29 protein-coding genes are annotated in these 25,951 nt (G+C 72.2%); 16 read left to right on the forward strand and 13 right to left on the reverse strand.

Annotation, left to right across the window (positions count from 1 at the left end; genetic code table 11):
- Window positions 1-77: 77 nt before the first annotated feature.
- Entirely contained in the window at window positions 78-521 is a 444-nt protein-coding gene (locus tag PIR02_04935) for a hypothetical protein (GenBank protein ID WZH38012.1), read from the forward strand.
- Window positions 522-636: 115 nt separating this feature from the next.
- Here the strand turns inward: PIR02_04935 and PIR02_04940 are convergent, their stop codons facing one another.
- The 5 genes from PIR02_04940 to PIR02_04960 form a co-directional block, all read right to left on the reverse strand.
- Window positions 637-1,614: an SRPBCC family protein gene (locus tag PIR02_04940; GenBank protein ID WZH38013.1), complete on the reverse strand. Its 978-nt coding sequence runs from the start codon at window positions 1,612-1,614 to the stop codon at window positions 637-639.
- A gap of 33 nt (window positions 1,615-1,647) precedes the next feature.
- On the reverse strand, window positions 1,648-2,019 hold the full coding sequence (locus tag PIR02_04945; GenBank protein WZH38014.1) for a metalloregulator ArsR/SmtB family transcription factor: 372 nt from the start codon (window positions 2,017-2,019) through the stop codon (window positions 1,648-1,650).
- Window positions 2,020-2,068: 49 nt separating this feature from the next.
- A complete protein-coding gene (locus PIR02_04950) occupies window positions 2,069-2,443 on the reverse strand; it encodes a VOC family protein (GenBank protein WZH38015.1) in 375 nt (124 codons plus the stop codon).
- A 96-nt stretch (window positions 2,444-2,539) separates the two neighbouring features.
- Complete coding sequence (locus PIR02_04955; protein ID WZH38016.1) at window positions 2,540-3,235, reverse strand: YafY family protein; 696 nt, start codon at window positions 3,233-3,235, stop codon at window positions 2,540-2,542.
- Between the two features lie 81 nt (window positions 3,236-3,316).
- Entirely contained in the window at window positions 3,317-3,901 is a 585-nt protein-coding gene (locus tag PIR02_04960; GenBank protein WZH38017.1) for a GNAT family protein, read from the reverse strand.
- Window positions 3,902-3,948: 47 nt separating this feature from the next.
- On the opposite strand from PIR02_04960, the gene PIR02_04965 reads away from it, so the two are divergent.
- Both PIR02_04965 and PIR02_04970 read left to right on the forward strand, forming a co-directional pair.
- Window positions 3,949-4,533 carry a TetR/AcrR family transcriptional regulator gene (locus tag PIR02_04965; GenBank protein WZH38018.1) on the forward strand — a complete coding sequence of 195 codons (585 nt, stop codon included), beginning with the start codon at window positions 3,949-3,951 and terminating at the stop codon, window positions 4,531-4,533.
- Entirely contained in the window at window positions 4,530-5,786 is a 1,257-nt protein-coding gene (locus tag PIR02_04970) for an MFS transporter (GenBank protein WZH38019.1), read from the forward strand. Before PIR02_04965 ends, PIR02_04970 begins: the two co-directional genes overlap by 4 nt.
- Before the next feature lie 18 nt (window positions 5,787-5,804).
- On the opposite strand, the gene PIR02_04975 is transcribed toward PIR02_04970, so the two are convergent.
- Window positions 5,805-6,077, reverse strand: a complete 273-nt coding sequence (locus PIR02_04975; protein WZH38020.1) for a winged helix-turn-helix domain-containing protein — start codon at window positions 6,075-6,077, stop codon at window positions 5,805-5,807.
- A 98-nt stretch (window positions 6,078-6,175) separates the two neighbouring features.
- On the opposite strand from PIR02_04975, the gene PIR02_04980 reads away from it, so the two are divergent.
- The 4 genes from PIR02_04980 to PIR02_04995 are packed head-to-tail and all read left to right on the forward strand — an operon-like array spanning window position 6,176 to window position 11,329.
- The gene (locus PIR02_04980; GenBank protein WZH38021.1) at window positions 6,176-7,654 is read left to right on the forward strand and encodes a proton-conducting transporter membrane subunit; all 1,479 of its coding nucleotides are present in this window, start codon (window positions 6,176-6,178) and stop codon (window positions 7,652-7,654) included.
- Window positions 7,651-10,179: a DUF2309 domain-containing protein gene (locus PIR02_04985; GenBank protein WZH38022.1), complete on the forward strand. Its 2,529-nt coding sequence runs from the start codon at window positions 7,651-7,653 to the stop codon at window positions 10,177-10,179. The genes PIR02_04980 and PIR02_04985 overlap by 4 nt, the downstream gene beginning before the upstream one ends.
- On the forward strand, window positions 10,176-10,499 hold the full coding sequence (locus tag PIR02_04990) for a transcriptional regulator (GenBank protein WZH38023.1): 324 nt from the start codon (window positions 10,176-10,178) through the stop codon (window positions 10,497-10,499). Before PIR02_04985 ends, PIR02_04990 begins: the two co-directional genes overlap by 4 nt.
- Window positions 10,499-11,329, forward strand: a complete 831-nt coding sequence (locus PIR02_04995; protein WZH38024.1) for a hypothetical protein — start codon at window positions 10,499-10,501, stop codon at window positions 11,327-11,329. The genes PIR02_04990 and PIR02_04995 overlap by 1 nt, the downstream gene beginning before the upstream one ends.
- Window positions 11,330-11,344: 15 nt before the next feature.
- Here the strand turns inward: PIR02_04995 and PIR02_05000 are convergent, their stop codons facing one another.
- Window positions 11,345-12,088 carry a DUF429 domain-containing protein gene (locus PIR02_05000; GenBank protein ID WZH38025.1) on the reverse strand — a complete coding sequence of 248 codons (744 nt, stop codon included), beginning with the start codon at window positions 12,086-12,088 and terminating at the stop codon, window positions 11,345-11,347.
- Between the two features lie 113 nt (window positions 12,089-12,201).
- On the opposite strand from PIR02_05000, the gene PIR02_05005 reads away from it, so the two are divergent.
- Window positions 12,202-12,345: a hypothetical protein gene (locus PIR02_05005; protein WZH38026.1), complete on the forward strand. Its 144-nt coding sequence runs from the start codon at window positions 12,202-12,204 to the stop codon at window positions 12,343-12,345.
- 44 nt (window positions 12,346-12,389) lie between these two features.
- Window positions 12,390-13,289 (forward strand): AraC family transcriptional regulator, encoded by a 900-nt coding sequence (locus PIR02_05010; protein ID WZH38027.1) that lies wholly within the window; start codon window positions 12,390-12,392, stop codon window positions 13,287-13,289.
- A 79-nt stretch (window positions 13,290-13,368) separates the two neighbouring features.
- Here PIR02_05010 and PIR02_05015 read toward each other — a convergent pair whose 3' ends face one another.
- Window positions 13,369-14,565 (reverse strand): MFS transporter, encoded by a 1,197-nt coding sequence (locus PIR02_05015; protein WZH38028.1) that lies wholly within the window; start codon window positions 14,563-14,565, stop codon window positions 13,369-13,371.
- Between the two features lie 137 nt (window positions 14,566-14,702).
- On the opposite strand from PIR02_05015, the gene PIR02_05020 reads away from it, so the two are divergent.
- Window positions 14,703-15,074 carry a hypothetical protein gene (locus tag PIR02_05020; GenBank protein WZH38029.1) on the forward strand — a complete coding sequence of 124 codons (372 nt, stop codon included), beginning with the start codon at window positions 14,703-14,705 and terminating at the stop codon, window positions 15,072-15,074.
- Window positions 15,075-15,080: 6 nt separating this feature from the next.
- Here the strand turns inward: PIR02_05020 and PIR02_05025 are convergent, their stop codons facing one another.
- Window positions 15,081-15,584, reverse strand: coding sequence for a hypothetical protein (locus tag PIR02_05025; protein WZH38030.1), 504 nt, complete (start codon window positions 15,582-15,584; stop codon window positions 15,081-15,083).
- Between the two features lie 118 nt (window positions 15,585-15,702).
- Window positions 15,703-16,788: a citrate/2-methylcitrate synthase gene (locus tag PIR02_05030; protein WZH38031.1), complete on the reverse strand. Its 1,086-nt coding sequence runs from the start codon at window positions 16,786-16,788 to the stop codon at window positions 15,703-15,705.
- Window positions 16,789-16,840: 52 nt separating this feature from the next.
- Here PIR02_05030 and PIR02_05035 point away from each other — a divergent pair, with 52 nt between their 5' ends.
- On the forward strand, window positions 16,841-18,019 hold the full coding sequence (locus PIR02_05035) for a citrate synthase (protein WZH38032.1): 1,179 nt from the start codon (window positions 16,841-16,843) through the stop codon (window positions 18,017-18,019).
- Between the two features lie 21 nt (window positions 18,020-18,040).
- On the opposite strand, the gene PIR02_05040 is transcribed toward PIR02_05035, so the two are convergent.
- Window positions 18,041-18,868, reverse strand: a complete 828-nt coding sequence (locus PIR02_05040; protein ID WZH38033.1) for an NTP transferase domain-containing protein — start codon at window positions 18,866-18,868, stop codon at window positions 18,041-18,043.
- On the reverse strand, window positions 18,865-20,079 hold the full coding sequence (locus tag PIR02_05045; GenBank protein WZH38034.1) for a molybdopterin molybdotransferase MoeA: 1,215 nt from the start codon (window positions 20,077-20,079) through the stop codon (window positions 18,865-18,867). The genes PIR02_05040 and PIR02_05045 overlap by 4 nt, the downstream gene beginning before the upstream one ends.
- Before the next feature lie 609 nt (window positions 20,080-20,688).
- Here PIR02_05045 and PIR02_05050 point away from each other — a divergent pair.
- From PIR02_05050 to PIR02_05070, 5 genes are all read left to right on the forward strand, one after another.
- Window positions 20,689-21,183, forward strand: coding sequence for a DUF1990 domain-containing protein (locus PIR02_05050; GenBank protein ID WZH38035.1), 495 nt, complete (start codon window positions 20,689-20,691; stop codon window positions 21,181-21,183).
- Between the two features lie 309 nt (window positions 21,184-21,492).
- Window positions 21,493-22,446 (forward strand): sugar ABC transporter permease, encoded by a 954-nt coding sequence (locus tag PIR02_05055; protein WZH38036.1) that lies wholly within the window; start codon window positions 21,493-21,495, stop codon window positions 22,444-22,446.
- Complete coding sequence (locus PIR02_05060) at window positions 22,446-23,381, forward strand: carbohydrate ABC transporter permease (GenBank protein WZH38037.1); 936 nt, start codon at window positions 22,446-22,448, stop codon at window positions 23,379-23,381. The genes PIR02_05055 and PIR02_05060 overlap by 1 nt, the downstream gene beginning before the upstream one ends.
- 30 nt (window positions 23,382-23,411) lie before the next feature.
- Window positions 23,412-23,822: a hypothetical protein gene (locus tag PIR02_05065; GenBank protein ID WZH38038.1), complete on the forward strand. Its 411-nt coding sequence runs from the start codon at window positions 23,412-23,414 to the stop codon at window positions 23,820-23,822.
- Window positions 23,782-24,774 (forward strand): extracellular solute-binding protein, encoded by a 993-nt coding sequence (locus PIR02_05070; protein ID WZH38039.1) that lies wholly within the window; start codon window positions 23,782-23,784, stop codon window positions 24,772-24,774. The genes PIR02_05065 and PIR02_05070 overlap by 41 nt, the downstream gene beginning before the upstream one ends.
- A 192-nt stretch (window positions 24,775-24,966) precedes the next feature.
- On the opposite strand, the gene PIR02_05075 is transcribed toward PIR02_05070, so the two are convergent.
- Window positions 24,967-25,944 (reverse strand): Asp23/Gls24 family envelope stress response protein, encoded by a 978-nt coding sequence (locus PIR02_05075; protein WZH38040.1) that lies wholly within the window; start codon window positions 25,942-25,944, stop codon window positions 24,967-24,969.
- Between the last annotated feature and the right edge of the window lie 7 nt (window positions 25,945-25,951).

The raw sequence follows: 25,951 nt of genomic DNA on the forward strand, positions 1-25,951 counted from the left end.
CCTCACCGAGCGGTTTTGGAGAAGCGGGGTCGGAGACCTCGGCGCTAGCCTTTTCCGCAGCGAGAGAGGCGGATGCCATGGCGGCAGGCGGAGCGGGATTCAGCGACGAAGAGCGCGCGGCGTTGAAGCAGCGGGCCGAGGAGCTCACGGCCATGAAGGGCCTGAAAGGCCTGGCCAAGCTGCAGAAAGAGAACGAGGCCTGTCTCGAGGCGATCGACAAGCTCGAGGGCGTCGACCGCGCCGTCGCCGAGCGGCTGCACGTCATCGTGCTCGAAGAGGCGGCGCACCTCTCCCCGAAGACCTACTACGGCTTCCCCGCGTACGCGAAAGACGGAAAGGTCGTCGTGTTCTACCAGCCGGCGTCGAAGTTCAAGACCCGGTACGGCACGGTGAGCTTCGACGAGACCGCGCAGCTCGACGACGGCCCGATGTGGCCGGTGTCGTTCGCCGTGGTCGAGGTGACACCCGAGGTCGAGCAGCGGATCCGCGAGCTCGTGCGGCGGGCGGCGCCGGCGGCCTGAGCAGCGCCGCCCCGACCGCGGATCCGGAGATGGGCACCGGATCCGGACCGTTTCGGCCATGGCATCCGGATCTGCTGCACATCTCCGGATCCGGTGTCACCGAGCGCGCCTGCCCTCAGCCGATGACGACGTGCTCCATCCGCTGGAAGCTCTGCTCCATGCCGTCGACCATGCCGGTGGACAGGACCGCGTCTCGCGTGGCGGCATCCGGATACTCGATGAGCAGCGTGACCAGCGTGACCCCGTCCTCCTCGTAGAACGACAGGTCGTTCGTCGTCGAGGGGTAATCGGTGCCGGTCATGTGTTCGGTCTGCACGATGCGGCGCGGCTCGTCGATGAGCACGGTGGTGCCGTCGAAGCCGAAGGCCTCGCCCTCGGCGCCCGGCTCGGGTTCCCACGCGATGCGGTACGACCCGCCCACCGACACGTCGACCTCGCTGACCGTCATGCGCCACCCGTCGGGGCCGAGCATCCACCGCCGCATGAGATCGGGCTCGACGTGGGCGCGCCACACGAGCTCGCGCGGCCCGTCGATCAGCCGCGTGATGCGCACGTGCTGGTCGCTGAGCACCTCGAGTCGGGTGCCCTTGCCCTGGGCGAAGGCGCGCAGTCCGAGCAGTACGGCATCCAGCTGGTTCATCGCGAGAGTCGAGCCTTCGACGGCGCCCATCGCGAGCACCTGCTCGAGGCCCTCGAGCGAATCGAAGTACGTGACGTTGGTCAGCCGAGAGCCGGTGCCGGTCCGATCGAACGCGAAGGTCATCCGCATCGCAGGCGTTCCGGGGAGCACGTCACCGTTCTCGTCGACGAAGGAGTCGACCACTTCGAAGCCCCGCGGGGGGTCGATGCCGAGAAACTCCCAGCTCCCCCGCGCGACCTCGCCGCCCGCGCTGGCCATCTGGTATCGCGCCCGTCCGCCGCGCTCGAAGGTGAACGAGGTGAACGTCGCCGGCCACCCCGGAGGCCCCCAGAAGCGCTCGAGCTGGCGCGGGTCGGTGAAGACGTCCCACAGCCGCTCCGGTCCGACCGGGAAGTCGGCGACGAGGGTCATGGTGAGCGCTTCGGCGTCGCTCTCGACGGATGTGACGGGCATGACGGACTCCTTCGTCGGTTCGGTTCGCGGTGGTCAGGTGGCAGGGGAAGGGACGGATGCCGAGCCCCCGGCATCCTCGAGGAGGATCGCGTCGAGCCGGTCGATGCGAGCGCGCCAGAGGTCTTCGTACGAGCGCAGCAGCTCTTGCGCCCGGGCGAGCGCGGCGGGATCGGCACGCACGAGTCGCACCCTCCCCTCCGCGCGCTTGGTGATGAGCCGCGCCTCGGCCAGCACGGCGACGTGCTTCGACACCGCGGCGAACGACATGGCGTACCCGGCAGCGAGATCCGACACCGACTGCTCGGTGACGAGCGTGCGCCGCACGATGTCGCGACGGGTCGCGTCGGCGAGCGCGTGGAACACGCGATCGATCTCGGCGTCGTCGAGGTACCGTCGTTCAACCATTTGGTTGCACGTTAGCGGTCGGGTGGGGAAGGCGCAAGGGCCTCTTCCTTCACGCGGAGGTAGGCCTGCGGAACAGGTTGACCACGTTGCCGTCGGGGTCGCGGACGAGCGCGGAGCGATTGCCCCAGGGCATCGTCGTCGGTTCGAGAACGACGCCCTCCGGGGCGAGCGCGAGCCGGGCGAACTCGGCGTCGACATCGTCCACCTCGAACTCGATGAACACCGAGCGGTTGGCGGCGGGGACGAGAGCGCCGTCGAGCGTGGCGACCGTGACGGCACTCGCGATGGCCAGGTTCGCACCCGGACCCGTGAACTGGGCGAACGTCGGCGCGGGACGCTCTGCCCGCTGCCCGGTGACCCGCTCGTAGAAGGTCACGAGACCCTCGAGATCGTCGGTGACGATACGGATGGAGGTGAACGCCATGAGAGTGCCTTTCGGGGATGACGAGGGAGGAGGCTCCAGCGTCTCGCGCATCGGCGACACCGTCCTGTGGGTGTTTTCCGGACTTCTCGCCCGCGCCTAGCCCTCGACGACCGGTCGCAACCGTCCGTACGGGATCGCGAGGTCTTCCGCCCGAACCACGCGGCGCGGCGGGCGCTCGCCCGTCACCTCGACGGAATCCACTCGATCTGCGCGGAAAGCGCGGACGCCGTGACGAAGGCGACACCAGGCCACGAGATACCAGTGCCCCTCCCTCACGATCGAGCCCAGCGGCTCGACGTCGCGAACCGAGGCCACCCCGGTCCCATCCCGGTAGTGGAGCCGGATGACGCGGTCGGCGCCGAGCGCCGTCGCGAAGGCCACGGGGACGGGCTCGTCGTCCTCTGGTTCGAGGAAATGGACGCGCGAGGCGAGGGCACGGGCCCGCGCGGCCTCCTCCTTCGGCATGACCGCGAGCGTCTTGCGCGCCGCGGTCTGAGCGGCCTGGCGAAAGGGACTGTGTCGGAGCGCGCCGAGCCCGATCAAGATCGCGAGAGCCTCATCGAGCGTGAAGCCGGCCGGACCCAGTGTCGCGGACGCATCGATGACGTACCCGCCCGTCCGCCCCGGCTCCGCCCAGATCGGAAGCCCCGCCTGTTGCAATGCGCCGATGTCGCGCTCGATCGTGCGCACCGACACCTCGAACCGTTCGGCGAGGCGGCGGGCGCTCCGTGGACGAGGCGCGACCGCGCGCAACTCCTCGACGAGGGCGTAGAGGCGGTCGGTGCGGTTCACTCCGCCATCATCCGCCACCCCTGCACATCTCGGTCATCGGACAGCCCACCCGGTCACCGCCACCCGGGAGCCGGCGCGCGATCAGGGGCGCGGAGCCGAGGGCGCGGCATCCGCTCGCCCCCGACGGTCGAGGTGTTCGGAGCGCAGGATCGCCCAGACCTGCTTGTCGTGGAAGACCCCGCCGTTCAGCCACGCACCCCGCAGAGTTCCCTCGAGGCGCATCCCCACCCGCTCGGCGACCGCGGCGCTGCGGACGTTGTCGGCTCGGCACCGCCACTCGGCGCGATTCAGCCCGCGTTCGGTCAGCGCCTCATCGAGCAGAACCCTCACCGCCGACGTGACCACTCCGCGCCCCTCGGCCGCGGGCTCGAGCCAGCAGCCGATCTCGCACACCCCGGCGGCGGCACTGAAGCTGACGAACATCACTCCGCCGCGCAGCACACCGTCGATCCAGATCCCGTAGAGACGCCCGCCGTCGGCCGCCGCGGAGGTGGCGTAGCGCGCCAGTGTCCCCGCGGCGCCGTCGACCGACTCGGTGACGAATGACGGCCCGACCCAGGGGCGGATGTGCTCGCGCGCGCGGTCGAGATGGTCGGCGAACTCCCGCGCGTGCCAGACCTCGAGAGGCGTGAGGTGGGCGGTCGGATCGAGCTCGAGTCGGAACATGCCCCCAGCGTTGCATAACAGTCGTTATGTCGTCCATACTGAGTCCGGTGACCCGGCCGGATGCGTACCAGCGTCGACGCGAAGACGTCGCGGCGGCGGTCTGGCGCGTCCTCGACCAGGCCGGCTTCGCGGGCCTCTCGATGCGCGCGGTGGCCCGCGAGCTCGATGCCACGACGGGCATCGTCACCCACTACTTCCCCAGCAAGCGGGAGCTGACCAGCTTCGCCCTCGAGATGCTCGCCGAGAAGTCGGCGACGCGGGAGCGTCACGTCGCATCCGACGACCTCGACGCTCTGCGGTCCGCCCTGCTCGACATGCTCCCCCTCGACGACGACTCGCGCACGACGAACAGGATCTGGGTCTCGTCGTGGGATGCCGCGCTGGCCGACGAACGGCACGCCGCCGAACACGCCGAGCGGTACCGGGCCAGCCGGGCGAAGGTCACCGCCCTCGTGGCGACCTGCCTCCCCGACGACGACGAGCGCGTGGACCGGCTCACCGAGATCCTGCACTCCTTCACGCTCGGCATGACCGTCCAGGCCGTGCTCGATCCCGCCACCTACTCGGCGGCGCGCCAGACCGCCCTCCTCGACGATCTCCTCGCCGACCACGGATTGTCGCCGACGCGATGATGGCCCCTCCGCCGCACGACGCTCATCCGTCCGGCGGATTCGCGCGGTACTGGACCGCGGCGACCATCAGCTCCTTCGGCACGACGGTCACCGCCGTCGCGATGCCGGTCCTCGTCGTCCAACTGCTCGGGGCGACGCCGTTCGAGGTGGGACTGGTGAACGCGGCACAGTTCGTGCCCTACGCGGTGCTCGGGGTGATCGCCGGTGTGTACACCGACCGCTGGCGCCGCAAGCCGATCCTCGTCTGGGCGAGCGTGGGGCGCGCCCTCTCCCTCGGCGCGATCCCCGTCCTCTGGTTCTCCGGCGCCCTGCAGACGTGGATGCTCGTCGGTGCGCTGCTGCTGTTCGGGGGATTCTCCGTCTTCGGATTCGCCGCCACCCAGTCCCTGCTTCCGCGGCTCGTCCCCCGCTCCGGCCTCTTGACGGCCAACGCCCGTCTCGACCAGAGCGACGCCGCCGCCCAGACTCTCGGACCGACGGTAGGAGGGGCGCTCGTCAGCCTCCTCGGCGCGCCGGTCGCGATCATCGTGAATGCGATGAGCTACCTCGTCGACGCCGTGCTCATCGCCGGCGTCCGCGTGCACGAACCGGCCCCCGTCCGCACGCGTCTCGACCTGCGCGCCGATATCGGCGAAGGCCTCCGGTGGACGTATCGCCAGCGGATCCTCGGCCCCCTCACCCTCTCCACCCACGCCTGGTTCCTGGCGAACGGCGCGGCGATGACGGTCCTGTCGCTGCTCGCCCTGCGCACTCTGGACTTCACAGCCACGGCATACGGCCTCCTGCTCACCGTCTTCGGCTTCGCCAGCCTCGTAGGCGCGTTCCTCGCTCCGCGCCTCAGCACTCTCCTGGGCCCGGGCCGCACCATCATCGCCGCGCGCACCGCGTACCCCGTCGCCTGGCTGCTCGTCATCGTGGCCCCCGACGCCCCGGCCGGTTCCGCCCTGCTGTTCGCCGCCCTCGCCGTGCAGGGCCTCGCGATGGGATCCGAGAACGCCGCCGAGCAGTACCTCTGGCAGACGCTCACCCCGGATGCGCTTCTCGGTCGGTCGAGCGCCACGCGACGGGCGGGCAACAGGACGCTCGCCGCCGTCGGCACCCTCCTCGCGGGGCTTCTCGTCGGCGTCGTCGGAGAGAGACCCGCCCTCATCCCGATCGCCGCGCTCTTCGCCGCGGCCGCGCTCATCGCCTGGCTCTCGCCCTTGCGACGCAGAGCCGAGGAGGACGGTGCCGAGGAGGACGAGACCGCGTGAGTGGCGCGCTGTCGCGCGTCAGCCCCGCAGAGCCGCGAGCAGCGCCCCCACTTGGTGGTCGCTCTCGATCGGGTGCCGAAGGGGCAGGTCTTCGACGCACTCGTAGCGATTGCGCCGCCCCTCCTTCTCGCGCTTGAGATAGCCCGCGTCGACGAGGTCGGCAAGGATGCCGTGCGCCGTGCGCTCGGTGATGCCCACGGCATCCGCGATCTCGCGCACGCGCGCGCCGGGATCACGGGCGACGTAGATGAACACGTGGGCGTGGTTCGTGAGGAACGTCCAGGTGTTCATCCGGACAGCCTAGTGATTCTCACTGCCGGAATTCAAGAACGTGTTATTCATTACCTGCGTTTTGACACACGCAATTTGATGCAGGTAATCTCCTGCGCATGTCAACGCTCGCTCCGCTCCTCACCGCTGCGCTTCTAGCCGCGGTCGTCGCCGCCCTGCTTCCGGATGCCGCGCGCCACCGCACCGCGGGCGCCCTGGCCGTGTGGCCCGGGGCCGCCGCCGCGGCGCTCGCCACTCTCGGCCTCGCGAGCGCCCTCGCCACGGGCCACGACGCCGGCGGCGCCTCGCTCTCGTTGCTGATCGTCGCGCTCACGGTCGTCGTCCAGGTGTTCGCGAGCCGCAACCTGCGCGGCGATCCCCGCTCGCGCACCTTCTTCGTCTTCTCGTCGCTCGCGGCGCTCGGGTCGACGGTCAGCATCGGGGCGGGCGACATCGTGCTGCTCGCCGCGGGATGGACGCTCGCGACCCTCAGCGTCATCGCCCTCATCGCATCGGGAGGGAGCGCTCCGCAGACGCGCGTCGCGGTCCGTCGCAGCGCTCTGTGTCTCGCGATCGGCGACGCGGCCCTGTGGGCGGCGGTCGTCGTGGCCACGGCATCCACAGGGTCGACCTCGCCGGGCGCCCTCGGCGGCCTGGAGGGGGTCCCCGCCGCACTCGTCGGCGTGCTGGTCGCCGTCGCCGCGATCGCGCGCGCCGGCTCGTTCCCGCTGCACGGCTGGCTCCCCGCCACCGCCGCGACGACGACACCCGTCTCGGCGCTGCTGCACGCGGGGTTCGTCAACGCCGGAGCCCTCCTGCTGCTGCGCTTCTCTCCCGTCCCCTCGGTCGCCGGAGCCTGGCTCGTGGGGATCGCCGGCGCGATCACGATGATCATCGCGACCCTGGCGATGCTCACGCGGCCCGACGTGAAGGGTCGACTCGTCCACTCCACCGCCGCGCAGATGGGCTTCCTGCTGATGGCGTGTGCGTTCGGCGCGTTCGGGCTCGCCCTCGTCCACGCGATCGGCCACGCCCTGTTCAAGGCGAGCCTGTTCCTCGGCGCCGGTTCCGCGGTGGAGCACGCGCTCCGCGCCCGCACCGGCGGGCGACCGGCCCCCTCGCGCTCCGGGGCGGTCGTGGGCGGCGCCGTCGTGCTCGCGGTCGGTGCGACCACCGTGGTGGCGACCGGCGCCCTCTCGCACGCGACGGCGGTGCTGCTGCTCTTCGCCCTGGCCACGGCGACGGTCGCGGGCGCACGGATCGGTGCGACCTCCGCCGCGATCTCCACGCGCGCCGCGCTCGTCGTGACCCTGTCGATCGTGGTGGCGGGGTATGTCGCGGTGATCTTCCCGGGCGCGGAGGCGCTGGTCCCTGTCTCCGATGCCGCGGCCCTGCCCCCGCTGTTCGCGGTCGCGGTGTTCCTCGCCACCCTCACCTCGTTCCTCGTCACGCGCGCTGTGAGTCCGCTCTCGGACCGCCTCTTCGCCCTCGCCTTCGCCTGGGGGCGGCCGCCCCTGCCCGCGGCCCCCCCTCGCACGCACACGTCCTGGACGCAGGCACCCGCCGGCGGCCCCCTCGAGTATCGGAGCGTCTCATGACCATCACCGCCCCTCCGTCACCCGCCACGATCCGGGGGTGGGTCGCCGCCGCCGGCCGCGCCATCGCCCCGCACTTCCCCCTCGAGACGTTCATCGCCCGCAACCCCGTCGCCGGCTACGAGAACCTCGAGTGGGAGGAGGCGATCACCCTGATCGCGCGGGAGCACGGCATCCTGTTGTCCCATCCCGAGCAGCGCTTCCGGGAGCTGTACGCGCGGGAGCGGATCTCGTCCGACGACCTGACGGCCGCCCTCCGTTTCACGATCGCCGACGCCCGCGCGTCCCGCCCCCTTCGCGTCGGGAACCTCCCCACGACCGTGGGCGAGGTGCTGCGGCAGGACCTGCTCGTGTCACCGCCGCTGGCGCCCGCCGCGTCTCTGCCGACCCCGGCGAGCGTGCTGGCGCCCCGCGTGCATGCCCGCGTCGACGACCTCACGGCACGGTGGCTCGGCGCCGTCCTCGGCACCGGCGTCTGGACGGGCCCCGTCACCCGCGACGGCATGTGGAGCGGGTGGCGGCGACTGGCCGCTCTCGACCCCACGCTGTCGCGGCGCGTGCGGACCGGCATCCGGAAGACGTCCGACGACCCCGCGGCCGCGATCGGTGAGGCCGTCGCGCGGTGGCGGCTCCACGGAGAGGCGGCCGAAGACCTCCTTCGGGCGCACGTGCTCGCGCAGCCCGGCTGGGCGGCTCTCGTGCGGCACCTCGCGGACGGCTCCCGGCAGATCGACCTCACCACGCTCGTCGCCATCCGCGTGACGCTGGAGCGACTGCTGCTTCCCGCAGACGTCTCCCTGCCTCTGCCCGGGGAGACGGCGTCCGAGGAGGACGCCCGGGTCGGCGCGGTCACCCTCGCCCTCGGAGCCGACCCCGGCGACGCCGCGGCCCGGGCGACCGTCAGCCGCACGCTCTCCCTGCTGAGCCCCGCGACGCGCCTCGCCGTCTGGCAGGAGGCGTACGAGCGCGGTGCGGCGCGCGCCCTCGCCCCGGCACCGACCCCGGAGACCCTCCCGACCGACCGCCCGCTCGCGCAGGCGGTGTTCTGCATCGACACCCGCTCCGAGAGCTTCCGCCGCCACCTCGAGGCGTCGGGCCCCATCGAGACGCTCGGCTTCGCGGGATTCTTCGCGGTGCCGATCTCGTTCCGTCCCGCCGACGGGTCCGGCGAGGTCGCCTCGTGCCCGGTGCTGCTCACCCCGCGCGTCGCGATCACCGAATCGTCCGTCGACCGTGACGCCCTCGCGCGATGGCGGCGTCGGCGCGAGGCGGAGGGGGAACGGGATGCCATGGCCGACGCGCTGAAAGAGTCGCCGGTCACGCCCTTCGCGTTCGCCGAGACGGCGGGGTGGGTGCTCGGCGCCGCCTCGGCGCTGCGGACCCTCGCGCCCGAGGGCTGGCGCGCCCTCGTGACGAAGGGGCGCGCAGCGAAGCCGTCCACGCACGTGGATGCCGACGTCGTCTTCTCGCTCGAGGAGCGTGTCCTGTACGCCGAGACGGCGCTGCGCATGATGGGGCTGATCGACGGTTTCGCCCCCATCGTGCTGCTGTGCGGCCACGGCGCCTCGGTGACGAACAACCCCTTCGCCTCGAGCCTGCAGTGCGGAGCGTGCGGCGGGCACGAGGGCGAGCCGAACGCGCGCGCCGCGGCGATGATCTTCAACGACCCCGAGACACGGCGAGCCCTCGCCGAGCGTGGCATCCGGATCCCTTCCGACACCCTGTTCCTCGCCGCGCAGATGGACACCGTGACCGACGAGGTCGCCCTCCTCGAGCCGTGGACCGTGCCGGCCACGCACGAGACGGCCGTGCTCGAGCTCCGCCGCCACCTCGGCACCGCCCGCACCGCGAACGCGGCGGACCGCAGCGCCGGCCTGCCTGGCGGTGCGGGTGCTCTCGACCCGATCCGGAGCACCGAGCGGCGGGCCGCCGACTGGGCGGAGGTGTACCCGGAGTGGGGGCTCATGGGCAACGCGGCATTCATCGTCGGCCCGCGCGCCATGACGGCCGGTCGAGACCTCGGCCGCCGCGCCTTCCTGCACAGCTACGACGCCGCCGCCGATCCCGACGGCGCGGGACTCGAGACGATCCTGACGGCGCCGATGATCGTGGCGCAGTGGATCAACGCCCAGTACGCGGCGTCGACCGTCGCCCCCGACCGCTTCGGCGCGGGCCCGAAGCCGCTGCACAACGTCGTCGGCACCGTCGGCGTGCTCTCAGGCTATGGCGGCGACCTGCGGATCGGGCTCCCCTGGCAATCGGTCGGAGTGGGCGGCGAGGCCCACCACGAGCCCGTCCGCCTCCAGGTCTTCGTGCAGGCGCCGTTCGAGCGGGTGAACGCGATCGTCGACGCATCCGAGGTCGTCCGCACCCTCGTCGCCCACCGCTGGATCACCCTCCGCGTCCGCGAGCACGCCACCGCGCCGTGGATGCGCTGGGGGCGCTATGGCTGGCAGAGCGACGACCTCGACGCCGCCGCGACCCTTGGCATCCCTGCCGAACCCCTGACGAAGGAGACCCACTCATGAGCCTGTCCGATCTGACCCCGATGACGAAGATCGAGGTGGTCGTCGCAAGCCGCGACGTCGCCGAGGTGTCCGCCCTCATGCAGTCGCTCGGCGCCCGCGGCTACACCGCGATCACGGGCGTTGCCGGCGTCGGGCACCACGGCGCCCGCGGTGGCCGTCTGCTGTTCAACGACCACGATGCCCTCACCCTGCTCGTGACCGTCGTCGCCCCCGAGCGCGCGGACGCGATCGTCGACGGCATCCGCCCGCTGCTGGAACGCGCGGCCGGAGTGATGTTCGTCTCGCCCACCGCGGTGAGCCGGCCCGACTACTTCGTGTGATGGCGACGAACACGCGCGCGAAGTCGCCCTTCGCGGGAGCGACCGTGGCCGTCGGCACCCTGCACGGCAAGGAGGCGGCGTTCGCGCCCGCCTTCTCGCGGTGGTTGGATGCACGGGTCTGCCCCACGGTGGCGCTCGACACCGACGCCCTCGGCACGTTCACGCGTGACGTCCCTCGGACGGTCACGCCGGAGGAGGCGGCCACGGCGAAGGCCCGCGGGGCCGCCGCCGAGCTGGGCACCCTGACGGGCGTGGCGACCGAGGCCTCGTACACGCCCGCGCTCGGCGGGTTCGGCCCGATGGTGCACGAAGAACTCGCCGTCTTCGTCGACCTCGAACGGGGCATCCGGGTGCGACACGGCATCCGGCAGTACACCCACGTCGCCCCTGCGCGCGTGGTCCGCACGGAGGCCGAGGCGCGCCGGTACCTCGATCGCGTCGGCTTTCCGCACCAGGCGGTCGTGGCGCGCACCGACGAGGGGCTGACGAAGGGGATCCAGGATGCCGCGGCCGTGCTGTCGCTCGTGCGCCGAGGTCCCGTCGAGCTCGAGCCCGATCTGCGCGCTCACATGAACCCGGAGCGCCGACGCACCCTGCGGCGCTTGTCGTGGCTGCTCGCGGGACGCCTCACCCGGTTGTGCCCGGGGTGCAGGTGCCCGGGATTCGGGCCGATCGGCGTCGTGCGGGGCCTCCCGTGCGCGGCGTGCGGCAGCGCGACCTCGCAGGTGCGCTTCGACGTCGACGGCTGCCCGCGCTGCGACGAACAGCGCAAGCGCCGCCGGGCGGTGAAGAACGCCGACCCCGCCACGTGCGATGCGTGCAACCCGTGAGGGCGGGCGTTCCGTTCAGGGCAGTCCCTCGAGGGGGAGGTCGGGCAGCACGACCCACCCCTCGCGGCGGGCGACCGGCAGATCATCGGACGCCGGACGCTCGAACGCCCCGAGAGCGCCGGAGCGGGTCGCCAGGGCGGCCACCACGGCGTCGAACGCGTCCGCGTTCGCGATCGCGAGCGGAACGAACGCGCCGAGATCGAGCCACGGTGCGCGCCCGGACAGCGAGGTGAGGAGCGCGTCCCGGCGCGAGGCATCCACGCGATATCCGGTCGTGTCGAAGCCCCAGAGACGCAACGATCCGCCCGGGTACACCTCGAACAGGCGCCCCTCGGCGGCGCGATCGACGCCGAAACCAGCCTCGGCGAGGCGCCGCAGGAGCCCCGCGCAGCGCAGCGCGGTGACCCCCAGGCGGTCGGTCGAGACGCTCAACGGCCAGCGGCCGATGCGATCGCGCACCACGTGATCGGTGCGCCGGTACACGAGGGGCCGACGCCAGTCGGCTCCGCCCTCGACGGGACCACGCGTCGGCGGCTCGGCCGCATGGTGCGCCCGCACGAAGTCGACGAACGCATCGGGCCAGCCGAGGGGGCAGTCGACCCCCAGCCACACCTCGTCGGAGGCGACGGATGCCACGATCGTCGAATCGTCGACCCCGACCTCGAGACGCGTGAGGTGCGCCTGAGCGCCCTCCCACATGATCTCCGCGAGTGCTGTCCCCGCCGCCCCGGCAGCCAGGTCGACCCCGATCGTTCTCATCGTCGGCAGCCTACGTCGCGTGCCCGCGCGGCGGGTGAGGTTGCGGATCGCGACGGGTGCAGCAACGGGCGGCTCGCGTTGCCCGCCCGTCGGCTCGGTGTGAGGATCGCCGGATGCCCGACGCCGACCTCTCCGACCCGCTCAGCGCCCGCGACTCCCGTCGCGTCCCCGCGGTCGAGGCACCGGATCTCCGCCGGGACGACCCGCGGGTGACGTCCGTCGTCGCTCTGCGCACCAGCGTGGAGGTGATCGTCTGAGCGCGGCGAGGAATAGCGACGGGACGAGGGCGGTTTCCCGCTTCGTGACACCGCACGCCGCCGCCCTCGATCGCGCTCTCGCGTCGCTCGACATCAGCGCCGAGAACGCGCGGCGTTCGGCCCTCGCCACGGGAGAGCGCCTCGCCGTCCCGCGGGGAGAGGCGACGCTGGTCTTCGTCCGCTCGGGCGAGATCACCGGCGACATCGGCGAGAACCTCGGCTGCGCGGTGGACGCGCCCTCCGGGCATGCCGCCACCTTGCGCGGGCGCCGCACGCTTCTCGCGGGTGACGCCTTCGTGTCCTTCGGCTGCGAGCACCTCGACCTCACGTCGCAGTCCGGCGCCGAGGTCACCGTCATCTCCGCCGAGCTCGCGCGCACGGTGTCGTCATGGACCCTCCCCGGGGTCGTCTTCGTGAACGACTTCGCCCACGCCGAGCCGGCAGCCGCCGCCCTGGCCTCGCACCTCGGTCCCACCGGGGGCGAGCCCGGTCGCTCGCGCTCGGGCGACAACGTGATCTGCCGCATCATGGTGCGGACGGTCCTTCTCGCCGTAATCCGCGCGTGGGCCTTCGACAACGCCAGCGCCGTCTGGCCTCCCCGCGCGGATGATCCGTTCCTGGACCGCGTGGCCGCCGCGATCGCCGACGACCCCGGACACCCGTGGACCGCGGAGGAGATGGCAGGCCTCGCCGCCATGTCGCGCTCGGTGTTCGCGGAGCGGTTCCGCGAGGCGTTCGGCCGCTCTCCCGGCGGATACGTGACCGACGCCCGCGTTCACCGCGCGAAAGAGCTGCTCGAGGCCGGGGAGAGCGTCAGCGACGTGTCGCGCGCGCTCGGCTACGCCTCCGACGAGGGATTCCGTCGCGCGTTCCGCCGGATCGTCGGCGTCGCCCCGTCGGAGTGGCGGACCGCGCCGGGGCCCGCGCCGATCTCGCACGGCTGACCCCGCCCGAGGTCCGTGGCGGCGACGCGAGCGCGAGGTGGGGGCGCGTCCGCGGGAGTCGCACGCGCCCCTGCCCCGGTCAGCGCGCCCGCGGAACCCGCAACGACAGACCGAACAGCACGGCGCCCACGACGAGGAGCGCGACGCCCACGGCATCCGTCACCACCACCCCGGCGGCATCGACGAGCACGCCGCCGACACCGGCGGCCACGACGATCGCGAGCTGGAAGCCGGTGACCACGAGGCTGCCCCCGGCCTCGAGGCGGTCGGGCATGCGGTGGCCGATCCAGGTGTTCACGATGATCAGCCACGACGCGAACAGGAAGCCCCAGGCGAAGACCGCCCCCGCCACCGCGACGAGTCCCCCGGGCATGGTGAGCACGACGACGATCGACGCGGCGATCGCGAGCGGACCGCCCACGGCCAGGATGCCGAAGGCCCGGTCGACCACCATGCCGATGACGATGTTGCCCACGAGGCCGCCGGCGCCGAACAGCGTGAGCAGCATCACCACCGTGCCGGCGTCCACCTCGGGAAGACGCTCGAGCAGGAGCCGCACGTAGGTGTAGGCGAGGAAGTGCCCGAGCACGATGAGGACGTGCCCGGCCAGGCCGAGCGCGGCGCCCGGTCGGCGGAACGTGTCGACCAGCAGACGGATGGTGGATGCCGAGGCCGCCGGCACGCGCGGGAGCACGAGACGCACCGCGAGCCCGACGACGGCCGACGCGATTCCGACGAGGAGGAAGGCCAGTCGCCAGTCGAGCGCTTCGCTGAGCATCACGCCCAGCGGCACGCCCGCGACCGTCGCGAGCGAGAGACCGGCCGAGGTGAACATGACGGCGCGACCGATGCGTCCGGGGGCGGAGAGGCTCGAGGCGACGGTGATCGACATCGACCAATAGGTGCTGATGGCGGCACCGAGGAGGAAGCGGGCGAAAAGGATCGTGACGAGGTGGGGCGCGGCGGCGACGACGATGCTCGACACGGCGGCCGCGGCCGCGGCGCCGACCAGGAGGGTGCGGCGGTCGAGGCGCGGGAAGATCAACCCCACCGTCGGCGCCATCAGCAACCCGGCGAGCGCCGTGACGGTGACGGTCTGACCCGCCTGCCCGGGGGTGATCCCGAGTCCCGCGGCCATCTCGGTCAGCACGCCGTTGGGGAGGAACTCGGCCGTGACGAGCAGGAAGCTCATGAGCATCATCACGACGAGACCGCCGTATCTCATGCAAGGGGCGGCGGCGACGACGGGAAGGGGGACGGATGCGGTCGTGGGCATGATTCGATGCTCGTCGGACGGCGGTCTCCGTGCCCGACCGATCGTCCGTGGCATCCGACCGTTCGTCCGTGACGTCTTGCTCCGCAACCCCGGGCCGGACGTTCGCTCTCACCCGCGAGACCTGCGAGGATCACCCCATGGCAGACGACGATCTCCCCGACTCCTTCGAGCCGGGTATCCGTGTGCCACCGCGGCCCGAACCGCCCGCGCCGCGGCTGCCGAAGGGCGACCTGCGAGCGGTGTCGGTCATCGCGATCATCACGGGCAGCATCGTGATCGCCTGGCACATCTTCCTGGTGTCGGTCAGCGCGATCGCCGACTTCGATCAGTTCGTCTGGATCCAGATCGGCATCTGGGTGCTCGCCCTCGTGTCCTTGGTCACCGGCATCCTGAGCCTGAACGCGCGCATGGCGCGCGAGCTCGCCGCGGCCGGGTTCATCGCGGGCGTCGCCGCGGCTCTGCTGTCGCTGGGTATCGGCTTCTTCAGCGGCGCCGACTTCCTCCCCTGAGGCGGGTCAGCCCTGGCCGCACTCCTCGCTGAGTTCGGTGAGGATCCAGGAGGCGTCCGCGCGTTCGAGGTGCACCGTGCCGCAGTCGCCGGTCGCGTAGGTCACCTGCAGCACCGCGTCGTCGGCGGTCTCCGACTCGAGGGCGACAGCGACCTCGGCCGGCATCCCCGCGGCCGCGTAGACCGCCGAGCTCTGGCGGATGAGGGTCGCGCAATCGCCGACCTCGACGCCGGTCGTGGCGGTGTACTCGGCGATCATGCGCTGTTGCAGGGGTTCGGTCAGCGCGCCGCAGGCGGCCACGGTGTCGGCGGAGCGCACCGCCGTCCACCACGTCTGGAAGGCCGCGACCGGACCGTCGGCGGGCACCGGCGAGGCGGTGGCCACGGGGCTGGCATCCGATGCCGGAGGCGCCGCGGCGGATGAGTCGTCGGATGCCGAGGAACCGGTGCACCCGGTGAGGGCGAGACCGGCGGCGAGCAGGGTGATGACCAGCGCGTGGGGGGATCGCATCACTCCATTGTCGCCGAGCTCGGCGGCCGCGTCACGTCCGCTCGGGTTCAGCGGCCGCGAGGTCGAGCCTCGGAGTCCGGGTGCCTGGCGCTCCGCACCGCGCCGGAGCGGTGAGGAGTCACCGCCCGAAAGGCGGTCCGACGTAGCGCGCCGCCGGCCGGATGATCTTGGGGTCTCGGGCCTGTTCGAGCACGTGCGCCGTCCACCCGATCGTGCGGGCGAGCGCGAAGGTGGGCGTGAACATCGCGCGCGGGATCCCGCATTGCTCCATCACCACGGCGGCGTAGAACTCGACGTTGGCACGCAAGGGACGCTCGGGATGGCGGACCGCGAGAGCCTCCTCCGCCGCATGCTGGAAGGCCAGCGCCTGCGCCACGCGACCGCCGCCGAGACCCGTGGCGACCTCGCGCAGCAGTCGCGACCGCGGGTCGCTCGTGCGATACACCGCGTGACCGAAGCCCATCAGGCGCCGCCCCGCCGCGAGCTCTCCGGCGACCCACGCCGCGGGGTCGTCGCCCGCCCGGTCGAGGCTGTCGAGGGCCCGGGCCGGCGCTCCCCCGTGCAGCGGCCCCGAGAGGGCTCCGAGCGCACCGGTGAGGCAGGATGCCATGTCGGCCCCGGTCGACGCGATGACGCGCGCGGTGAACGTCGAGGCGTTGAAACCGTGGTCCATCGCCGCGATGAGGTACGCCGACAGTGCGCGCACGTGCGCGTCGTCGGGCGCGTTCCCGGTGACGCGTTCGAGATAGTCGGCGACCACACCCGCCCCGCGGCCTCCCCCGCCCCCGGCGAGAGCGATCGGCGCCATCGCGGCGAAGGCGATCGCTTCTTCGAGCCGCGCGGCCTCGTCGAGGTCGTAGAGCGGGGAGGACCGACGGGCGGATGCCGCGAGCGTCCACACCGCGCGCAGTCGCGCGAGCGGCTGATCGGTGTGCGCCGCGACCGCGGCGACGAGCTCGGGCAGCCGCCGATCTGCCTGCGCGGTCGTCACGCGCTCGGCGAAGGCGGCGCCGTCGGCGCCGGCGGGGAGCTCGCCCACGACGAGCAGATGCCAGACGTCTTCGAACGAGCGTTCGCGCGCGAGATCGACGGCCGCGTGGCCGCGGTAGTGGTAGAAACCGGCCTCGCCGTCGACGTCGCTGAGGGCGGTCTCGGCCGCCACGACGCCGTTCAGGCCGCGGGGCACATCGATCAGGTCGTTCATGGGCCCAGTGTGCGAACATGACGACACCAGCGTCAACGTTGATCGGATCAAGATGACTCCGCCGCTCCCCCGCCTCACCGCCGCCCAGGTCGCCGCCCGTCTGGGGGTCAAACCCGAGACCGTCTACGCCTACGTCTCCCGCGGGCTCCTGCACCGCGAGCGCGACGCGCACGGCTCGAGCTTCGACGCTCTCGAGGTCGAGGCGTTCGCGGGCACGCGTCGCCGCACGGCACCCGCGCCCGCTCATCCGACCACCGGGATGCCGATCGGCGTCGTCCACACCGACATCGCCGACATCGAAGACGGAGAGCTGCTCTACCGGGGACGCCGCGCGCGCGACCTCATCGACCGCGACTTCGCCGAGGTCGTGGCGTGGCTCTGGGACGCCGAGCGCATCGACGCCCCCGACCCGGCGATCGGGAGCGCGCGCGAGATGGTCGCGGCACTCCCCTCGCACGCGGGGGCGATGGATCGTCTCCGCGCCGCCCTGACCGGATTCACCGCCGACGACCCGCTCCGCCACGACGCCTCAGCGGCGACGCTGCACCGCATCGGCTGGACGCTGCTCACGGGCCTGCCCGTCGCTCTCGGCGGCGACCCGCACGCGGACGTCGCCCGCTCACTCGCGAGCGCGTGGCGCACGCCGCCCGACGGCCCGACCGTCACCGCGGTGAACGCGGCCCTCATCCTGCTCATCGACCACGACCTGGCGGTGTCGACCTTCGCCGCGCGGGTGGCGGCGTCGGCGCGCGCCGACGGCTACGCCGCGATCAGCGCCGCGCTCGGCGCGGCCGACTCCCCGTTGCACATCTCGGCCGCGGCGCGGACGGCACGCCTGCTCGCGCGGGTACGGCGCGGCCTCGACCCCGAGCGAGCCCTGACCGAGGCGCTGCAGGACGGCAACGGTATCCCGGGCTTCGGCCACCCGCTCTATCCCGAGGTCGACGATCGCGCCGACGCCCTCTTCCCCCTCGTGGGGGAGCTTCCCGACGGAGCCGCGACGATGGATGCCGTGCGCCGCCTCAGCGAGGTCGTCGCCGACCGCACGCGGCTGCGGCCGAACGTCGATCTCGCGCTGGCCGCGCTGGCATCCGGAGCCCGTCTTCCCGACGACGCGGCGAGCACGATCTTCGTCCTGGGGCGTCTGGCGGGGTGGGTCTCGCACATCGGCGCGGAGTACGCGGAGAAGGCGATGCGCCTGCGACCGAGGGGCGAGTACCTCGGGCGGTGATCGCCGCTCACGCCGGCGGGATCAGCGGTTCTCCCAGCCGCGCGCCATCTCGACCACCGCGGCGACCGCGGCCTCGGTGTCGGCCGGCGCGCCGCCCGCGCGACCGGCGACGAGCCCGGCGACGAAGGCGCTGAGCGGGGCCGCCGGACGCGCGACGCCGTTCGCGACGTCGCGCGCGAGGTCGAGGATCAGCGAGATCGGAATGTCGCCCTCGGTGAGCTCGAAGCGTTCGGCGAGCGCCGCGCTCCAGTCGTTCAACGCCTCAGGGGGCAGGGTGCGGGACTCGGTCATGGCTCCTCCTCGGGCTGCTCGAAGATCGTCCCATGTGTCGACGTCGTGCGTGAGGGCCGGATCCGCGGCGACGAGGCGGACCGCCAGCGCACCCAGGAGCGCCCGCATCGACGCATCACGCCCGCGATCGGCGAGACCGGATGCCGCTGCCCGCAGCGCCGCGGTCCGGTACCGGCCGATGAGCCACTGGCGTCGACCGTCGTCGAGGCACACTCCGTCGCTCCCCGGTGGCACGGGGTCGGTCAGCAGCGTCAGGGCCGGGCCGGCGGTCGGCAGGTCGCTCGCGATGACGTAGACCTCGTCGGCATCCACCTCGTCGAGGGCCGCGATGATCCCCGCGACGGGTCCGCCGAAGGGGGGATCCTCACGCACCCACGTGACGTCGAGGCCGGGGGCGAGTGGCACGGCGGCGACGACGATCCGCTCCGCTCCCGCGGCGCGCGCCGCGTCGACCGCGCGCTGCAGGAGCGTCGAGCCCGCGATGACGAAGAGCGGCTTCACGGCCCCGCCGACGCGCGAGCCACGCCCGCCCGCCAGCACGATCGCATCGACCCTCACGTCAGGAGCACCGTCACGTGATCACCGGGCGCGAGGTCGTCCCCGCTCGGTTCGATGACGGCCAACCCGTCGGCGTCCGCGAGACCCCGCGTACCCCGGGCCGTGGGCTCGGCGAGCCATCGCGCGGGATCGGAGCGGTCGAGCCGCACCGGGACGTACTGCACGCGGTCGACGCGCCCGCGCCACCCTCCGGCGAGCGCGACGCGGACACTCGCTCGCCCGACGTCGGAATCACCCTCGAGGGCTCGGAGCGCGGGGCGCACGAACAGCTCGAACGACACCGCCGCGCTCACCGGGTTTCCCGGCAGACCGAACAACAGCGTGCCGGCGGCAGTGCGCCCGAACCCCTGGGGCTTCCCCGGCTGCATTCGCACGCGGTCGAAACGCATGAGGTCGCCGAGGGTGTTCTTCACGACCTCGTACGCCCCGGCGCTGACTCCGCCCGAGAACACCACGACGTCGGCCCCGGCCGCCTCCGCGGCGGCGATGGCGTCGCGAGGGCCTTCGCCCTCGTCTCCGACGCTGGTGCGCAGGACGATCTCGGCCCCGCTCTCTTCGGCGAGGCCGGCCAGCAGCACACTGTTCGACTCGGGGATCTGCCCGCGTCGCAGCGGCTGGCCCGCCGGCACGAGCTCCGACCCGGTCGAGACGACGGCCACTCGCGGCGCCCGCGAGACCGACACCCGGGACACTCCGGATGCCGCGACGGCCCCGATCCGTGCCGCCGTGAGCCGCGTCGCGGCGGCGACGACCAGATCCCCTGCCCGCACGTCGGACCCGCGGCGGCGGATGTGGGCCCCGGGCCCGCGGTCGGCGGCGATGACGGTGACGCTCTCGAGGCCGCCGTCGAGGCCATCGCGGGTGTCTTCGAACGGAACGACCGCGGTCGCGTCGGAGGGGACGGGCGCCCCCGTCATGATGCGCACCGCGTCGTCGGCATCCATTCGCGGGTCGTCCGCCGATCCCGCCGGGAGGTCGGCGACCACACGGAGGGTGGCGGGGAGGGGGCCGAGCTCGCGGACGGCGAAGCCGTCCATCGCGGAGTTGTCGAAGCCCGGCACGTCGACCGCGGCGTGCACCGGATGCCGCAGCACCAGGCCACGGGCCGCCGCGACGTCGCGCATCTCCGGTGCGAGGGGCTGCACGGCCTCGAGGATCACGGCGAGGTGTGCGGCGACGTCGATCATCGGATCGGCGGGCGGGACGGGCATGCGTCCAGCGTAGGCGCGGGGCGCGGGCGGGGGCTCGGGGCCGGGGGCTCCGGGCGCCAGGGGCTCCGGGGCGGGGACTCGGGGGCGGGGGTCCGGTCGGGTCGGGTCGGGGGCCGGGGGCCCGGGGGGGGTCGCGGGCCGGGGGGTCCGGCGGGAGTGGGGCGGTACGCGAGGACGGGAGGAGATTCGGAGAGCGGAGGACATGGGAGCGGTGCCGCGTCCTCCCTTCGCCCCATCTCCTCCCCTGCGCGCCACCCGCACCCGCCGAGAGCGGGCGGGTGAGGCGCGCAGCGTGCAGGAGGGCCCGCGGCGGGGCGGGGCCCGTCATGACCTCCCACGGTGACGGGGACCGCGCCGCGGAAGGTCGTGACGGGAGGAGATTCGGGGAGCGGAGGACATGGGAGCGGTGCCGCGTCCTCCCGTCGCCCCATCTCCTCCCCTGCGCGCCACCCCTCGCTCCGCCCCACACCACCCTCGCTCCGCGCCACACCACCCCCGCTCCGCGCCGAACAGCCCTCGCTCCGCTCCGCACCCGCCGCCGCTCCGCGGCGCGCAACCCCTCGGCACCGCGACGGCCCCGCGAGACATGCGCCGCGCTAGCGTGAGGGCATGGACGGCCTGACCTACGACGAGGTCGGCGCGACCGCCGGCGAGATGCCGGCCGGGTACCACCACGTGCGCGGCCGCCGCATGATCGGCCACGGGCGCCGCGATTTCGAGCGCGCGGCCGACGCCCTGCTCGCGGGCGAAGCGCAGCGACGAGCGGGCGCACGGATCGAGATGTCGGAGACCCCGTTGCGCGCGGGCAGCCGTGTGACGATGCGATTGGGGCTCGGCATCCTGAGCTTCCGCATCCCGTGTCTCGTCGTGTGGGCCGAGCGCAGCGAAACCACCGCGGGTTTTGCGTACGGCACGCTGCCCGGCCACCCCGAACGCGGTGAGGAACGTTTCACGGTGACCCTCCGCCCCTCGGGCGAGGTGGTGTTCGAGGTCGCGGCGTTCTCGCGGCCCGGCCGCTGGTTCACCCGTGTCGGGGCGCCGCTCGGGCGTCTCGTGCAGGCGTGGATGACGCGGCGGTACCTGCGCGCGCTCGACGCGCGCTGACCACCGCCGCGCCCGGCGCGGCGCACCAGGGGCGCGGCCGGCGGCTCCGCGAGATCACACGATCCGTCCGAGAGCACGCGGTGCGGGCCGCGTCGGACGTGTCGCCTCGCACCGATCGTGTGAGCTCGGCGACGTCGCCGGACGGTCCGGATGCCGAGGCGCTTATGCCACTCCTTCTCCCCGTTGGCAACGCCCTGGACCTCTTCTCGCTGCTTCTCGACCCTGGCGAAGCGCTTCTCGACGCCGAGGGCGCTCGCGAGAGGAGACCGCCATGAGCCACGACACCACCGCCCCCGACCGGCTGCACCGGTGACCCTCTCCTCCGCCCCGGCCTCCGACGACACGAAGAAGCGCCCCCGCCACAAGGCCACCTACAACCGCCGCGAAGCGATCGCGGGCTACCTCTTCATCTCGCCGTGGATCCTCGGGTTCCTCATCTTCACGGCCGGGGCGATGATCTACAGCCTCGTCATCTCGTTCTCGAGCTACAACCTGGCCACCGGGTCCGCGCGTCCGGTCGGTGCGAGCAACTACGCCCAGCTGTTCGAGGATCCGCGGGTCGCCGTCTCCCTCGGGAACACCCTCTTCTACGCCGTCATGGCCGTACCGCTCGAGATCGCCTTCGCCCTGTTCCTCGCGCTCCTGCTCAGCCGCGTCGGTCGAGGCGCCGGGATCTTCCGCACCCTCTACTACCTGCCCAAGATGACCCCGGCCGTTGCGACGGCGGCGGTGTTCTTCCTGCTCCTCAACGGCAACTCGGGCGCGATCAATCAGGCGCTCGGGGCCATCGGCATCCAGGGTCCCCAATGGCTGGTCGACCCCGCATGGGTGAAGCCGAGCATCGTGATCATGGCGCTGTGGACCGTCAGCGGCACGATGGTGATCTTCCTCGCGGCGATCAAGAACGTGCCGGTCGACCTGTACGAGGTCGCGCAGATCGACGGCGCCGGTCCCGTCCGCCGCTTCTTCTCGATCACACTGCCGATGATCTCGGGGGCCATGTTCTTCACCGTCATCGTGCTCACGATCGCGGCGTTCCAGGTGTTCGACCAGGCCTACTTGTTGTTCTGGCGGGATCAGAGCAACGCCTCGCCCGAGGCATCCCTCTTCTACGCGATCTACCTCTTCCAGCAGGCGTTCCGTCAGTTCAACTTCGGCTTCGCCGCGGCGATGGCGTGGCTGCTGTTCGTGATCATCCTGCTCATCACGCTCGTGCAGGTTCGCCTCGGCAACCGCTTCGTCTACTACGAGGGGGACCGCTGATGACGAACGCCCTGCAGACCCCGGGAGTCGCGCAGGCGCATCCCGAGCTGGCCGTCCCGCCGCGCAGAAGCTGGCGCCGGGCCCTGAAGCAGCCGAAGACCCTCGTCGGCCGCGTGATTCTCGCGGTCGTGCTCGTGCTGTTCGCCCTGCTGTTCCTCTACCCCTTCGCGTGGTTGCTGGCGGCGAGTCTCAAACCGCGGGGAGAGGTGTTCGACAACGCGCTCATCCCGAAGACCTTCGTGCCCGGCAATTACGCCGAGGTGTGGAATCAGCTGCCGCTGCTGAACTGGATGTTCAACAGCGTCGCGATCGCGCTGCTGGCGGCGACGACCGTCGCGATCATGAGCTCGATCGTCGCGTTCGGGTTCGCGTACTTCCGCTTCCCCGGGCGCGGACTGCTGTTCGGCCTGGTGCTGGCGACGATGATGCTGCCGGGCGCGGTGACGATGATCCCGATCTACCTCATCTGGAAAGAGACCGGACTGCTCGGCACCTGGGTGCCCCTGTGGGGCATGAACCTCTTCGGCAGTGCGTTCTACATCTTCTTGCAGCGGCAGTTCTTCCTCGGGGTCCCGCGCGAACTGTTCGAGGCCGCCCGGCTCGACGGTGCCAGCGCGTGGGGGCTCTTCTGGCGCATCGCGATGCCGCTGTCGATCCCGTCGTTCATCATCGTGTTCCTGTTCGAGTTCCAGGCGAGCTGGAACAACCTGCAGGCAGCCCTCATCTACCTCAACGCCGGCTCCGTCGACGACTTCACCGCTCCCCTCGGCATCGCCTATGCCATGACGAAGTACAGCCCCAGCGCGGGCGGTCAGGGCGACTACCAGTACGTGATGGTCGCGTCGCTCCTGGTGACCCTGCCGATGCTCATCATCTTCGCGTTCGGCCAGCGGTACTTCGTCGAGGGCGTCGCCACCCAGGGCCGAAAAGGCTAATCCATCCCCCCGTCCCGAAAGGACCCCACCATGCGCACACGCTCACTCGCCGGTGTCGCCGCGTTGGCGGCATCCGTCGTCGTCCTCACCTCGTGCAGCGGCGGTTCCGACGACCCCGCCGCCGACGTCGACTTCTCAGCCCCGCCCACCGGCACCCTCTCCGCGTGGGGGTTCGAGAACGCCGACGACGTCGGTCAGTCGCGTCTCGATTACGCCGCCGAGAAGCTCGGCGACGTGGAGGTGACCCTGGATGCCACGGCCTTCGACGCGCAGAAGTTCACGACCCGCATCGCCGGGGGCAACGTGCCGGACGTCGTGCAGATGGACCGCCGCTACGTCACGACATATGCCGCGCAGGGGACTGCTCATTCCTCTAGACGCATGCTTCGAGGCGAAGGGCGTGAACCCGACCGAACGCTGGTACCAGAACGTCGTCGATGACGTGACGTATCAGGACGCCGTCTACGCCGTGTCGCAGTTCTACCAACCGCCCGCGATCCTGCTGAACATGAACGTCCTGAACGAAGCGGGCGTCAGCCCCGACACGTTCGACACGTCGGACCTGGACGGCCTCCTCGCCGCGGTCGAGAAGCTGTACCAGGGGTCGGGCAGCACGCCGACCCGCCTCGGCTTCGATCCCGTCGCCACGGGCCAGGGCGGACTGTGGGTGCTCGGCATGGGCGGTCAGCTCACCGACGCCGACGGCACGCCCACGCTCGACGACCCGGCGAACGCGGCCGGCATCGATGCGCTCAAGCGCATCACCGACGCGCAGGGCGGCTACGCCGCGGTGAAGAGCTTCACCGATTCGTTCGACACGTTCGGCGACGCCAACCAGTTCGTCACGAACCAGGTCGCCGCGCAGGTCGCGAACCAGTGGTACCCGAACGTGCTCGGGGCCTCCCGCGACAAGATCTCGCTTCAGGCGGTTCCGTTCCGGGATGCCGAGGGCCAGCCGTTCTCGGTCGCTTCGGGGACCGCGTTCGTCATCCCGGCCGGTGCGAAGAACCCGGCCGCGGCGTGCCAGTGGATGACCGATCTGACGTCGACCGACGCCTGGATGGCCGCCGGCGCCGCCCGCGCCGCGACGATCGAGAGCAAAGGCGGACTCAACACGGGTCTGTTCACGGGCTCGCCCGAGGCCGACGAGATGATCCGCTCGCAATACGTCACCCCGACCGGCGATGCCGGCTTCGACCAGGTCATCGCGACCTACTACGACGTGGTCGCCTCGGGGCGCTCCTTCGGATCCTCTCCCGCCGGGCAGGACATCCAGAACGAGCTCAACAACGCGATCACCGCCGCGCTCCTGGGCGACAAGACGACGGAGCAGGCGCTGTCCGACGCGCAGCAGGCCGCGCAGCGCGCGTTCGACAACGCGACGGCGGGGTGAGGGACCCGCGCAGCGCCCCGATCGCCGGGCGAAACTCCTGAGGATCCGTCGGCCCTGGCCGGTCCGTCCGCGGACTTCCGCGTCGGCCCTTCACCGGCCCGGCGCTTCCTCAGGAGTTCCGCACGCGCCGCTGCCGAGCACGTCTGAGACGCCGAAGGGCCCCGCCGAAGCGGAGCCCTTCGCGATCGTCGGTCAGGGGCGCGGACGCTCGTCCTCCACGAGCGACTGCACGCTGTCCGTCGCCGGCGTCTTGTCGTCGGCGCGCACCTCGTCGGCGGCGATCGCGATGTCGATGGCGGCGTCTTCGAGCGCCTCCGCGACCACATCGCTCACATCGGCACGGTCAACCGCGGCTGGATCCGCGGCGCGGCTCGACGACGGAGCGTCCGCGTTCACCGCTCCGCCGGCGTTCACGGGCACCCCCGATGCGGCAGGCTCGGGCTCGAGTCCGTCCGTCACGCGGTCCGCCGCAGCGATGTCGGCCTCGGCATCCGCCGCGACCACACGCTCGCGGGCCGCCTTCACCGTCTCGTCGACGGCGGCCGCCGTACCCGCGGCGACGTCCTTCGTCTTCGTCACCGCGGCATCGACGGTCTCCGAGGCGCTGGCCGCGAGATCCTTCGACGCGGCCACCGCGTCGTCGACGGCCACGGAGGCGCGAGCCGCGGCATCCTGGCCCCGCGCCTTCAGGTCGTCGACCGCCTCCGACGCGCGGGCAGCGGCGGCATCCGCTCGCTCCTTCACATTGTCGGCGGCGTCCCGCGCGCGAGCCGCAACGGCATCCGCCTTCACCTCGGCCTCCGCGACGACGTCACGGTCGAAGGGGCCGAAGACACCCGTCACCACCACGTTCACGTCGATCGTGCCCCGCCCGAGCGGCTCGAGCGCCGTTCTCACAGCCGCGCGCACGGCATCCGAGACCTCGGGAAGCTTGTGCGGATAGTCGACGACGAGCGAGATGGTCGCGGTGACCGCGTCGCCACGGTCGGTGTCGATCTTGACCCCCGGGGCGGTACTGGCGAGCCCTACGCGTTCGCGCACGGCATCCGACGCCCGTCCGAGAAGGCTGCCGAGGGCGTGCACCCCGTCGACACCCTCGGCCGCGGTCGCGGCGAGCGCGGCCGCGGCGTCGAGGTCGGGCGGGTCGATGGTGCGGTCGATGCTGGTCATGACGTCT

The organism is Microbacterium enclense, from assembly GCA_038182865.1.
Lineage (GTDB): Bacteria > Actinomycetota > Actinomycetes > Actinomycetales > Microbacteriaceae > Microbacterium > Microbacterium enclense_B.